The sequence below is a fragment of the Prauserella sp. PE36 genome (assembly GCF_003311655.1).
GTDB classification, from domain to species: domain Bacteria; phylum Actinomycetota; class Actinomycetes; order Mycobacteriales; family Pseudonocardiaceae; genus Prauserella_A; species Prauserella_A endophytica.
The window spans coordinates 1-12,717 of record NZ_QEQT01000096.1 but is presented as its reverse complement, the minus strand read 5'-3'; the positions used below and the strand labels follow the sequence as shown (position 1 = coordinate 12,717).

Sequence of the window (12,717 nt, the reverse complement as noted above, 5' to 3'; positions counted from 1 at the left end):
GCTTCGTCGCACTTGTACCTTTCCTCTTGTTCGACCGGCGGGGACCGTGCCGTTGGTCGTCTATTCCTCCACTTGTTTCCAGCGCGAAGAGTCGGCCGCGCTGCTCTCCACCGCGTCCAGCACGCGTTGCACGCGCAGGCCGTCGGCGAAACCGGGTTCGGGGGACTGTCCGTCGCCGATCGCCCGCAGGAGGTCGGCGATCTCGTGGGTGAACGTGTGCTCGTAACCGAGGCCGTGGCCGGGCGGCCACCACGCGCTCACGTAAGGGTGTTCCGGCTCGGTGGCGATGATGCGGCGGAAGCCCGCGGTCTCCCCCGGCTCGTCGCCGTCGTAGAACCACAGCTCGTTCATGGCCTCGAAGTCGAAGGCCAGGCTGCCACGCGAGCCGTTGACCTCGATGCGCATGGCGTTCTTGCGGCCGAGCGCGTACCGGGTCGCCTCGAACGTCGCCACGGCGCCCGACGAGAGCCTGCCGTGGAACACCGCGCAGTCGTCGACCGTCACGGCCTCCTCGGCGCCGCCCGCGCCGGGCCTGCTGCGCACGAAGGTCTCCGTGAGGCCCGCGACACCGGTGATCACCTCACCGGTGACGAACTGCGTCGCGTCCACGATGTGCGCCCCGATGTCGCCGAGCGATCCGGAACCGGCCTGCTCCTTGCGCAGCCGCCACGTCATGGGCGAGGTGGCGTCGGAGAGCCAGTCCTGCAGGTACACCGCACGCACGTGCCGCAGCTCGCCCAGCCTGCCCTCGGCGACGAGCCTGCGCGCGAGCGACAGCGCGGGCACCCGGCGGTAGTTGAACGCGACCATCGACCGCACGCCGCGTGCGTCGGCGCGGGCCGCCGCCTCGGCCATGCGCTCGGCCTCGGCGACCGTGTTGGCGAGCGGCTTCTCGCACAGGACGTGCTTTCCCGCCTCCAGCGCGGCGATCGCGATCTCGGCGTGCGTGTCACCGGGCGTGCAGATGTCGACGAGGTCGACGTCCTCCCGCTCGATGATCGCCCGCCAGTCGGTCTCCACCGACTCCCAGCCGAAGCGGCCGGCGGCTTCCTTGGCCCGCTGCTCGTCGCGCCCGCCGAGCACCACGAGACGCGGGCTCAGCGGGACGTCGAAGAAGCGGTGGACGTTGCGCCACGCGTGCGAGTGGACGGCACCCATGAAGGCGTGCCCCACCATGGCGATGCCGAGCGACTGTGCACCATCCGTCACGAGTCGAACCCGACGTCCATGTAGTTGTCCACGTTCTCCCTCGTGACGACGGCCGAGTACGTCGTGATCTCCGAGGGGATCTCGTGCTCGGCGAGGTCGCCGAGGCCCTTGTTCTGCCCGAGCAGCCGGGCCATCGCGATCGCCGACGACGCCATCGACGGGCTGTAGAGCACCGTCGCCTTGACCGGGCCGGAGTCGGCCTTGATCAGGTTCATCATGTTCGTGGAACCCGCGCCGCCGACCATGAAGAAGTCGTTGCGGCCCGCGTTCTCGATCGCGGCCACCACGCCGACACCCTGGTCGTCGTCGTGGTTCCACAGCGCGTGCAGGGTCTGCGCGCCCTGCAGCAGGTTCGCCGTCTGCCGCTCGCCGGACTCCGGCGTGAACTCGGCCGAGACACGCGGGCCCACGCTGAGCCCGTGGCGCTGCAGGGCGTCGCGGAAGCCCTGGCTGCGTTCCTGGGTCAGTGGCAGGGAGTCGATGCCGGCGACCTCGCCGATCACGGGGTTGTTGACGTTCTCTCGCTGGAGCCGCTCGGCGATGTAGTTGCCGGCGTTGACGCCCATGCGGTAGTTGTCGCCGCCGATCCACGCGCGGTACGCGAGCGGGGTGTCGAAGACCCGGTCGACGTTGACGACGGGAATCCCGGCGTCCATGGCCTGACGGCCGACCTGCGTCAGCGCCTTGCCGTCGAAGGGCAGGATCACGAGCACGTCGACCCCGGCGTTGATGAGCGACTCGACCTGCGCGATCTGCTGGTTGACGTCGTTGGTGCCCTCGGTGGCGTTGAGGGTGACGTCGGAGAACTGCTCGGCGGCGGATCTCGCGTTGATCGTCATCGCCGCCATCCAGCCGTGGTCGGCGGCGGGCGCGGAGAATCCGATGGTCACCGGCTGCCCCGGCTGGGCGTTGTCACCCTGCGCGAGGTTCTGCTGCTGCGGGTTGTTCTGCTGCTCGGGCTCGTTCGACGTGCAGCCGGCCAGCACCGCGCCAGCGCCGAGTCCGGCCGCGCCGAAGAGGAATCCGCGTCGGGCTAAGTTGGTCTGGATCATGACTGGCTCCCGTTGGTGTTGGTCGGTTGCGGGTCGGGGTCCGTTCGAGCGGGGGGCTTTCGCTTGCGCCGCCTCGCCGTCGTGTGCTGCAGGAGCACGGCGCCGACGATGATCGCGCCCTTGGCGATGTTCTGGATGTCGGTGTCGAGGTTGTTCTGCGTGAAGATGCTGTTGAGCACGGTGAAGATCAGGACGCCGATCAGGGTGCCGATGAGGCTGCCCCGGCCGCCGGAAAGCAACGTGCCGCCGATGACCACCGCCGCGATCGCGTCGAGCTCGTAGAACAGGCCGTTAGTGGAGGCACCGGAGGTGGTCCGCGCGACCACCATGATCGCCGCGATGCCGCAGCACAGGCCACTGATTCCGTAGACGAGCGCGGTGTGCAGCTTCACGTTGATGCCGGAGAGGCGGGCCGCCTCGGCGTTGCCGCCGATGGCGTAGGTACGCCTGCCGAACGTGGTGCGGTTGAGCACGATCCAGCCGACCGCGAACACCAGCGCGAGCATGATCACGAGCACCGGAATGCCGAGGAACGACGCGCGGAAGAAGTCGGTGAACCCGGTCTCCGTCACGACCTGCGTCTGCCTGCCCGACAGCCGTTCGGCGAGACCGCGGGCCGAGGCCATCATCGCGAGCGTGGTGATGAAGGGGACGACCTTGCCGTAGGAGACCAGCGCCCCGTTGATCAGTCCGCAGCCGAGGCCGACCAGCAACGCGCACAGGACCATCACGACCGGTCCGTACGATTGCGTCGCGAGCGTCGTCATCCACACGCTGGAGAGCGCGACGATCGAGCCGACCGAGAGGTCGATACCTCCCGCGATGATCACGAACGTCATGCCGACGCTCACCACGCCGATCGCGGCGGCGAGCCGCAGCATCGTGGAGAGGTTGTCCTGCGTCAGGAACGTCTCCGGCCTGGTGATGAGCCCGATGACGCACAGCAGGACCAGCACACCGGCCAGGCCCACCAACCGCACGTCGAACCGCACCGAGCGGCGCAGTGCGCTCACGCCCGCGGAGCGCACCGGCGGTCTGTCGAGTGCCTTCGTCACGCTGCGCTTCCTTCCATGACCATGTCCAGCACGTCGCCTTCCGTCAGTTCGTTCGCGGGCCGGTCGGCCAGCACGTCGCCCTCCCGCAGCACGAGCACCCGGTCGGCGAGCCCGAGCACCTCGGGGATCTCGCTGGACACCAGCACGATGGCGACCCCGGTGGCCGCGAGCTCGTGGATGAGCCGGTACAGCTCGGCGCGGGCGCCGACGTCGACACCCCGCGTCGGCTCGTCGAGCAGCAGCACCCGGCAGCCGTGCACGAGCCAGCGGGCCACCACGGCCTTCTGCTGGTTGCCGCCGGAAAGCGTGCGCACGAGCCGCCACGGGTCGGCCGGCCGCAGGTCGAGCCGATCCAAAGTGGACGCCGAGTCCCTGGTCTCCCTGCCCCGCTGCGAGAAGCCGAGCCTGCTGTACTCGTCGAGACTCGCGAGTGTGACGTTGTGGGTCACCGACATGTCGAGCAGCAACGCCTGGCTCTTGCGCTCCTCGGGCGCGAGGCCCACCCCGGCCTTGACGGCCGACGCGACGCTGCCGGGTCGCAGCGTCCTGCCGTCGACCGACACGGTGCCCGCGTCGGCCTTGCGCGCCCCGAAGATCGTCTCCAGCACCTCGCTGCGGCCCGCGCCGACGAGCCCCGCCAGCCCGACGATCTCGCCCGCGCGCACGGAGAACGTGACGTCGCGGAACTCGCCGTCGCGGCTCAGCCCGCGCACGTCGAGCAGCACGTCGCCCAACTCGACCGTCGCCTCGCCCACCTCGCGGAACGCCGTCTGGACCTTGCGGCCCGCCATGAGGTCGACGAGGTCGGAGGTCGGCGACTCGCGCGCGTCGAGGTTGGCCGCGACCGTGCGCCCGTCCTTGATGACGGTGACGCGGTGGCCGATGCGGCGGATCTCCTCGAGCCGGTGGGAGATGTAGACCACCGCGACGCCCGAGGCGGTCAGCTCGGCGATGATGCGGAAGAGGTTGTCCACCTCGTCGCTGGCGAGCGCGGCCGTCGGCTCGTCGGCGACGATGAGCCGCGCGTCGTGCGCGAGTGCCCTCGCCATCGAGACCAGCTGCTGGCCCGCCGCGGAGAGCCTGCCGACCTCCTCGTCCGGCGAGATCTCGGCGTGGCCGAGCCGCTCCAGCAGCGCGGCCGTCTCGGCGCGGGCGGCGGCGGGCCTGGTGAAGCCGAACCGCGCCCGCTCGTGGCCGAGGAAGACGTTCTCCGCCACCGAGAGGCCCGGGATGAGGTCGAGCTCCTGGTACATCGTCGCGATGCCGCGCTTGAGGGCGGCCACCGGCGAGGGCAGGGTGATGGCCTCCCCGCGCCACACGATCTCGCCCGCGTCGGGCTGGTGCGCCCCGGCCAGCGTCTTGATGAGCGTCGACTTCCCCGCGCCGTTCTGGCCGAGCAGGCAGTGCACCTCGCCTGCGCGAACCTCGAGGTCGACGCCGTCGAGCGCACGGACCCCGGGGAAGAGCTTGACGATGCCGCGCATCGCCAGCAGTGGCTCGACGCCCTCGTCAGCGCTCGCCGCATGCAGACTTAAATCCACATCAGCCCCACTTCCTCCTGTGACATGCAAAAGTAGAGTGACCCACAACACCCGTCAAGGTGAAGTTGCGCGCTTGTGAACAACTACTTGGCGTAGTCGTCGGAGAAAAGCGGCTCTACCAGGTGAAAGACATGTGGCGGAGCCGCGGCCACAGCTCCGTCCACGGAGCCACGCGACCCTCGCAGAGCCAGATCGGCTCGCCCTGCGTGACGTTGTTGATCCGGTGGCCGTTGTCGACCTCGCCGAGCTTGCGCACGCCGGCGAAGTAGCCGAGCAGACGTTCACGCGTCGAGCCGACGAACACGACGTCCACGGCCTGCTCGGGCGGCGAACCGAAGTACCAGTAGCCCCTGCTTCCGCTGTACGGCTCCGGCAGCCCGGGAGCGAACTTCTCGATCGCGGCGGCCTGCCAGTAGGTCTCGGTGACCACCGTCGTGCGGGCCCGGTCGCCCGGCGGCAGCGACGTGTAGGCGGCGGCGACACTGCGCGCGACGCCCTCCCAGCCGAACTCCTCGAGCGCCATGTTCATCGGGCTGTACGGCTTGCCCGCGTAGTCCGAGACGGGCTTGACGGGCAGCCAGCTGACCGCGACCACGGCCGAAAGCGCGTAGGCGAGCAGCACGACCGGCCGCCAGCGCGGGACGAGCACACGGTCCAGCTCCACGGCGGCGACGGCGAAACACAGCGCGAACAGTCCGCCGACGTAGTAGGGCCGCCCCGCGGTGAACCAGAAGACGGTCGTGACCCCGAGCACCACGGGGCCGAGGAACCGGTACGGGCGCAACCGCGGCGAGCGCAGCAGCCACCACACACCGAGCACGAGCGCCAGCGCGCCGACGCCGATCCCGGCCTGCTCCAGCGCCATGGGCAGGAAGGTGGCTCGCCCGCCCGCGAACGCGACCTCACTCGCGACGATCGCGTTCATCTCCAGCTGCGGCCAGCCGTGCGCCGCCTGCCACGCGAGCGTCGGCACGCACGTGAGCACGGCGATCGCGCCACCGGCCAGCAGCAGCGGCCTGCGCGGCAGGTCCCTCGGCCCGAGCACGAGCGCGGACACCGCGAGCAGTGCCCAGAACACGGGGATGAGGAACTTCACCTGGAGGTCCACGGCGGTCACCAGCGCGGCGGCGAACAGCAGCCGGTCGTCGCGCACCCGCACCCACCGGACCACGAGCCAGCAGATCACCGTCCACAGGAACGCGTCGACCATGTGCGTGGCGAGGATGTGGCCCGCGCCGGCGAGCAGGAACGGCGAGCACGCGTAGGCACCGGCCGCCATGGCCTGCGCTCGCGCGCTGCCGCCGAGCTCGCGCGCGATGAGCGCGGCGATCGCCACGCCCGCACCGGTGAACAGGATCGCGGGCAGCCGGAAACCGGTCACCGAGCCGGGAAAGAGCGTGTCGGTGAGCAGCGCGAGCAGCGGCAGCATCGGCGGCTGGTCGGCGTAGCCCCAGTCGAGGTGCCGCCCGGCGGCGATGAAGTACAGCTCGTCGCCGTGGTAGCCGTAGCGGCCGCTGACGGCGAGCAGCACGGCCATCGCAGCGCCCGCGACGGCGAGCACCGGCAGGCGCGCGAAGGCGGGAACGGCGGCCTGCGCTCCCGCGCGCGGCGCGTGAGCCGTGCCCTGTCCCACCATGCCGCCGCACCCTAGGTGGCGGCCTCCCCCCGCTCGGCGAGGGGCTCGCCACCGGCGGCGTGGGCCACTCTCAGGGTGTGCAGGACGGCGGAGGCGGCTCCGTGGTGTCGGTGGGCTCCGTCGGCTCGGTGCTCGTGGGCGTCTCGGTGGGCTCCGTGCCGGCGGGCTGCTCGGCCGGCTCCGTCGTCTCGGTGGGCTCCGTGGGCTCCGTCGTGGTGGGCTCGGTCGGCTCTGTGGGCTCTGCGGGCTCGCACGTCGGCGGTGGCGTGGTGGGATCCGGCTCGTCCGTGGAGGGTGGCGGCGTGGTCGGCGTGGTGCGGTCCGGCTCGCTGGTGCCGGGCGGCGGTGTGGTGGTGCCGGGACCGCCCGTGGCCGGAGGGGCGCCCGTGGCAGGAGGCGCGTCCGTGGCCGGAGGGGCGCCCGTGGCGGGAGGCTTGCTGGGAGCGGGGCCGGGCCGCACGCTCGGCGCCGATGGCGGCGGCGCGCTCTGGCCCCTCGGCGAGCGGTGGAATCCGGGCACCGGCCCGCCGTCGGCGAGGACGATCGGGCCGGGCGCGCTCGCCGTCGGCGTCACGCCTCCCGCGTAGAGGCTCGCCCACAGCAGGACCGTGCGCACGTAGGAGTCCGATTGGTTGTAGCGGAAGACGGCCCGCGCGCGGTCCTGCGGGTTGCCGAGGTCGCCGCCGCCCGCGCACAGGTACTTGCCTGCCGCGACCGTGGCGTCGAAGACGTTGTGCGGGTCGGCGACCCCGTCGCCATTGCCGTCCGCGGCGTAGGCGCGCCACGTGCCGGGGATGAACTGCATGGGCCCGACCGCCCGGTCCCACACGCGGTCGCCGTCGAGCGCGCCGCCGTCGGTGTCGGCGATCGCGGCGAACGCGCCCGCACCGTTGAGCTGGGGGCCGAGGATCGGCGAGAGCGTGCGGCCGTCGCCGTCGACGTGCCCGCCGCTCGCGTGCCCTGACTCGATTCGGCCGATGGCGGCCAGCAGGCTCCAGTCGAGGTTGCAGCCGGGGCTGAGCGAGGCGAGTGAGCGCTCGGCGTCGTGGTAGGCCTTCAGCACGGCGCCGGGGATGCCGAGCGAGCCGGTCGCCGACGAGCCCGAGACGCCGGTGCCGTCCGCGAGCTCGGGAATCGGCACGCCCAGCGGCGCCCCGCCCCTCGCCAGCGCCAGCGGATCACCCGCGTCGGCAAGGACCCGGGGGCTGAGCTGTTGCTGTGCGGGCAGCTCGCCGGTGGCGCCGAAGGGTTGCTGGAGTCCGGTTCCGGCCAGTGGCAGCGATCCGGCGCCACCACCCACGAACGGCACGAAGGCCAATGACACGGCGGCCAGCGAGGCCACCCGGGCTCTTCTCGCGTTCGCACGCCTGCGACGAGCGAGGGCCCTGCGGTGGGATCGGTGCATGCTGTTCTCCCCTTGAACGTCGTCGCCCGCCGGAACCGTCACCAGCGCCGGTAAAGGATTGTCGCCCCAGCAGCCGCCACGATGAATCCGCCGAATGCCAGAGCCAGCCTGCACCATGCACCCCGGCTTTGGCTACGCCCGCGCGCGAGTCGCCCGCTCCCGCCCGCGAATCGCCCGCTCCCGCCCGCGAGTCGCCCGCTTCCGCCCGCGAGTCGCCCGCTCAGGACAACGAATTGCGCGTTCCGGACGCCGTCACTGCACGGGATGCCCTTCCTCGGCGAACTCGCGACGGCAGAAGTCGGCGAGCGCACGGACCTTCGCCGTCGGAACGCTGCCGTGCGGTAGCCGAGCACCACGGCGTTGTCGGGCACGGGCCTGCCATCAGCACCGAGTAGCCGAGCCCCCTCCCGACCATCGACCGGATGGTCTCCACGTTCGCGATGCGCCAGGCCACGTTCGGCGTGAAGCCGGTCTTGCGCAGGATTTCCTCCACCAGGTCCCGCGCGGGCCGCACCGCGAGCAGCACCGCGGGCTCGTCGCCGAGCTCGCGGAACGCCACCTCGTCGCGATCCGCGAGCTGGTGCTCGGCGGGCAGCACGAGCTGGACCGGCACGATCTCCTCGTGGTCGAGCCGGGTGCGGATGTGCTGGGCGCACATCAGGCAGACGTCGAGGTCCCCGTCCTGAAGGCGCTGCTGCAACCCATCGGACGAGGTTTCCAGCACCTCGACCCGCACACCGGGGAGCCGGTGCGCGAAATGGGCGATGATGCGCGGCAGGAGCCAGGGCGAGAGGGTGGTGAAGCAGCCGATCCGCAGGGTGCCGGAGAGCTCACCGCGCAGGACCTGGCTGATGCTGTGCAGCTCGTCGGACTCCCTGAGCACGGCCCTCGCCTGCTCCGCCGCCAGCAGGCCCGCGCGCGTGAGCTCGCGTTCCGCGCGAGTCCCCCGCTCCCGCCCGCGAGTCCCCCGCTCAGGACGCCGAGTTGCGCACTCAGGCCAGCGAGTTGCGCACTCAGGCCGCCGAGTTGCGCGTTCCCGACGGTGAGCCGGCCGCTCGCCGTCACCAGAGAGGGTTTCTTACTCGCCATCCGGTCCGGCCGGACCGCGGAACGCACAACTCGGCGTCCGGAAGGCGAGACTCGCGGGCCCGAACGGGCAACTCGCGGGCCCGAGCGGGCAACTCGCGGGCCTGAGCGGGGGACTCGCGGGCCCGAGCGGGCAACTCGCGGGCCTGAGCGGGGGACTCGCGGGCCTGAGCGGGGGACTCGCGAAACGGTCACATGTTGATCTTTTCTCCGCCGGTCTGGACCCGACCTGGACGCTGATCCGGCGCATGGCGGCTGACCAGCGCGGACGTCTGCCACCAGTTCTCGACTTCTCTCACGCCTACCCGGCCTCCCACGGCCTGGAGACGGCCTGAGATCGACGCGCCCACTCCCTCCCTCCACCCCGATACGAAGCCCAGGACGCGGCCGGTGGCGTCGGGTCAAGGCCCGCTTTCCCGCCTTGACGCGGCGCTACCGGCCGTTGTCACGATCAGGCTTCGGGTGGAGCCGAACCGGCAACCGGCGGTAACGACTCGTGCGATCGCAGCGACGGACGGGCAACAAACCTGCCAGGGAGGGTCAGGACGTGGGCTCTATCTATAAGCGCGCCGCTGGCGGCTGCCGCAGCCCGGCCGCGCGTTCGGTGGCCGCGCCGACCGGCCGCCGGGCGGAGCGGAGCGGAAGCCCGGGCGTGCCGGGGATGGATGCGGCCGCCGCGCGCGGCCGGACTCGCGAGGCGACCGGCGCGCCGCCGACGGCGGCGCGCCCTTGATCCCATAGAGCCAAGTTCGGCAGAATGCACGATTCCGCTCGACGACTGATAACGGCAGAATGACCCCACGGAGCAATCCAAACATGAAGGATTTCGGCCTGAACGACGAAGCCGGTTTGGCCTTATGGCAAGAAGAGACATACGGTGACTGGTATCGAGATCCGTGGGATTGGCCCGAGTACTGGTGGCTGAGAAAGAATATTGGCGAGATCGACTTTGAAGAGTACTATGACCCGTCAACTCGACGACTTCGCCTTGCACCTGTTTTCCACTTGATGGACGTGCCAAAGACGCACTTAGGCGTCCGGCCTGCCGTAATTCAGGACCCGATTTCGAGGTTTCTTTACCTCACAGCCACAGCGTCAGCAATGCCGCGCATACATTCAGATCTACCCGACTTTGTTTTCGGCTGGCGCCACCGTCAAGAAGAGTCCTCCACGGACGCATTAACTGATGAATCAGATGAGGCACAAGAGGAATGGGACCGCTACATATCGCACGTTCGACGTGGCGATTCCAGCCCGTCAGGCCTCCAGGCAGATTTGACATCGTTCTTTGCATCAATCGAAACAGATAACCTGATCGTGAGACTAAGGGAAAGGCTGGGGGCCAGCGCGGCTTATTCGATAATTTCTCACGTAATCGAAGAACACAATAAGAGCTCACGTCGCTCGGGTCTGTCGCAACGGAGTTTCGCGTCTGCCGCTCTTGCAAATTTTTTCTTGCAACGACTCGACCAAACTCTCGCATCTCACCTCAGATTGGGACGCGTGGATCGAGTTGCAAGGTGGATGGATGACATTGTTGCCTTTGGGCACGAGGAAGAACTCTATAGCCTGTACGTCGAGATCCAGGAAGTCGTACGCACCCTCAGCCTTGAATTGAACTCGTCGAAAGGAAGACTCGGAACGGCCCAGGAGGCCATCAACGCAATCGTACTCGAGCAAATTGACGACATCAAAGTTCGCTCAAAGGTGGTTCAGAACGAGTACACGGGCAGAGAATCCAAAGTGCTCGATGTCGAGGACATGGAATTGCTGAACTCACTCGAAGAGTTCGCTTTAACGCAGGGTCCGAACGGAACCCGACCATGGATTCGCGCCGCGCTTTCATCGCTGACAGTGAATGAATCCTTCGCACGACAAGAAGCGTGGCGCGATAATGCAAAGAACATTCCCCACGTTGCGGATAGCCTCGGTAGGTACTTGCGTGGCGCCGCGAAAGCGGAGGAGAAAAAGGGGTCGAAACCCATCCTTCGCCCCTTAGGAGAGAACCCGTTAACCTGGGAAGGCCTTTGTGAATGGCTGGTCGCTCACCTAAAGTCCCCTTGGTGTCGAATTGACTGGGTGAAGGCCCAGCTGTCGCTAGCCGTGCCGTCTCGTAAGACCTGCCCAGAACTGGCCGAATTATACAGGGATTGGTTTGCGAACAGTAATAGTGCACAGCTTCTAGCTGTGTCGGGTCAGCGCTTAGCAAGAATTGATCCGACATTCTGCTGGGAGACAGTCCGGTCGCGATTCGATGACGTTCGCGACCCTCTGATCGAGCGAGTATTTTCATTGGTCACACTGGACACTGGCTTAGACATGCCACTAGCCAAGCAAATCGCGCGGAAGAGCGAGGTTAACAAGTTACTTGTACGAGCACTCGACGACATGGACTGGAAGAGTCCGAAGATATCGCGCGACTTCGATGACAGATCCAGTCGCTCGTAGGTCACGAGAAGAAAGGCACATTTCCCTGCTTAAGCGCGTGATCGATCCGCAGCCCGATGGACGGGTGGAGTCTTAGGCCGTCAAGCTTTTCTGGCGTGACCCAATGAACCTCTTTGCTTTCGCTGCTCGTCCGTAACTGACCGCCGAACGGCTTCGCACGGAAGCAGATCGAGAACTCCTGACGGACCTCGCCGTCGTCGTAGGCGATGACGTGGTTCGGGTTGGAGTAAATGCCGATCAGGCCCGTGACCTCGCACTCGATACCGGTCTCCTCGCGGACCTCGCGCACGGCAGCCTGGGTCAGCGTCTCGCCTAGGTCGTGTCTCCTTATTGCCGAAGCCATAGGGTGATCGCGCGGAGGACGATGCCTCCTCGGTAGACGGCGGCGAGCTTGTCGTAGCGAGTGGCGATGCCGCGCCATTGCTTGTGGTCGTTGAAGGACCGTTCGATCACGTTGCGCCGCTTGTAGGTCAGGGCGTCGAACTCGGGTGGGCGGCCTCCGGCGGCGCCACGCCGTCTGCGGTGAGCAATCTGGTCTGCGGGCTGTGGGATCACGGTCTTGATGCCCCGGGCTCGCAGTCTGGCTCGAATCGCTCGGGATGAGTAGGCCTTGTCGCCGATCAAGGCCTCGGGGCGAGTGCGCGGCCGACCTGGACCGAGCCGTTTGACGGCCAGGTGGGACAGCAGCGGCGCGAGCATGGGGGAGTCACCGGCCTGGCCGGGTGTGAGTGCGATGACCAGCGGGCGGCCGCGGCCGTCGACGAGCTGGTGGATCTTGGTCGACATCCCGCCCCGCGAGCGTCCCAGCGCATGATCAAGCGGCTCGGCGCGTAGATCCTTGTAGTTCGGCTCAGCCCCCTGTGGGCCGCCGACCTGCGGGATGTTCGACCCGTCGCAGGGTGACCGCGTGCTGGTGGGCGCGGTTGATGGTGGAGTCGACCGACACCGTCCAGTCCACCCCGCCGGCGGCGTCAGCCTCAGCGACCAGCCGAGCGTGGATCTTATCCCAGGTCCCATCGGTCGAGAACCGCTTGTGCCGCTTCCACAGCGTCTGCCACGGTCCGAACGACTCAGGCAGGTCCCGCCACGCGATCCCGGTCCGGAATCGGTAGACGATCCCCTCGACCACCTGCCGGTGATCCCTAAACGGCCTGCCTCGCTGGCCATCCGAGGACGGCATCAGCGGCTCAATCCGAGCCCATTGAGCGTCAGTAAGCACCGCAAACCGTGACATGCGATCAACAATCCCAGCTCACACCGCAGATCTTTAGGAGACACGCCCTAG

Annotated in this window: 9 protein-coding genes and 1 pseudogene; 1 reads left to right on the top strand and 9 read right to left on the bottom strand. The window is 68.5% G+C overall.

The annotated features are described in order from the left end of the window. Nucleotides 1-60 precede the first annotated feature (60 nt). The 7 genes from DI005_RS30115 to DI005_RS30080 form a co-directional block, all read right to left on the bottom strand. Nucleotides 61-1,176 carry a Gfo/Idh/MocA family protein gene (locus tag DI005_RS30115; RefSeq protein WP_369973632.1) on the bottom strand — a complete coding sequence of 372 codons (1,116 nt, stop codon included), beginning with the start codon at nt 1,174-1,176 and terminating at the stop codon, nt 61-63. A gap of 29 nt (nt 1,177-1,205) precedes the next feature. Next, complete coding sequence (locus DI005_RS30110) at nt 1,206-2,261, bottom strand: substrate-binding domain-containing protein (protein WP_112275138.1); 1,056 nt, start codon at nt 2,259-2,261, stop codon at nt 1,206-1,208. Continuing rightward, nucleotides 2,258-3,316: an ABC transporter permease gene (locus DI005_RS30105; RefSeq protein ID WP_113644405.1), complete on the bottom strand. Its 1,059-nt coding sequence runs from the start codon at nt 3,314-3,316 to the stop codon at nt 2,258-2,260. The genes DI005_RS30110 and DI005_RS30105 overlap by 4 nt, the downstream gene beginning before the upstream one ends. After that, nucleotides 3,313-4,800, bottom strand: a complete 1,488-nt coding sequence (locus DI005_RS30100) for a sugar ABC transporter ATP-binding protein (protein WP_113644404.1) — start codon at nt 4,798-4,800, stop codon at nt 3,313-3,315. Before DI005_RS30100 ends, DI005_RS30105 begins: the two co-directional genes overlap by 4 nt. A 172-nt stretch (nt 4,801-4,972) precedes the next feature. Continuing rightward, nucleotides 4,973-6,493: a glycosyltransferase family 39 protein gene (locus tag DI005_RS30095; RefSeq protein ID WP_113644403.1), complete on the bottom strand. Its 1,521-nt coding sequence runs from the start codon at nt 6,491-6,493 to the stop codon at nt 4,973-4,975. A gap of 70 nt (nt 6,494-6,563) precedes the next feature. Continuing rightward, on the bottom strand, nt 6,564-7,835 hold the full coding sequence (locus tag DI005_RS30090) for a lytic transglycosylase domain-containing protein (RefSeq protein ID WP_158559925.1): 1,272 nt from the start codon (nt 7,833-7,835) through the stop codon (nt 6,564-6,566). A gap of 283 nt (nt 7,836-8,118) precedes the next feature. Beyond that, entirely contained in the window at nt 8,119-8,781 is a 663-nt protein-coding gene (locus DI005_RS30080) for a LysR substrate-binding domain-containing protein (RefSeq protein ID WP_158559924.1), read from the bottom strand. Between the two features lie 1,019 nt (nt 8,782-9,800). Between DI005_RS30080 and DI005_RS30075 the strand changes: the two genes are divergently transcribed. After that, the gene (locus DI005_RS30075; RefSeq protein WP_158559923.1) at nt 9,801-11,432 is read left to right on the top strand and encodes a reverse transcriptase domain-containing protein; all 1,632 of its coding nucleotides are present in this window, start codon (nt 9,801-9,803) and stop codon (nt 11,430-11,432) included. Nucleotide 11,433: 1 nt separating this feature from the next. On the opposite strand, the pseudogene DI005_RS30070 reads toward DI005_RS30075, so the two are convergent. After that, a pseudogene (locus DI005_RS30070) lies at nt 11,434-11,751 on the bottom strand (NUDIX hydrolase); the annotation flags it as partial. An 8-nt stretch (nt 11,752-11,759) separates the two neighbouring features. Then, a protein-coding gene (locus tag DI005_RS30065) for an IS5 family transposase (RefSeq protein WP_369973583.1) occupies nt 11,760-12,666 on the bottom strand; the annotation gives its coding sequence in 2 pieces (ribosomal slippage) (nt 11,760-12,297 and nt 12,296-12,666; 909 coding nt in all). Nucleotides 12,667-12,717 lie beyond the last annotated feature (51 nt).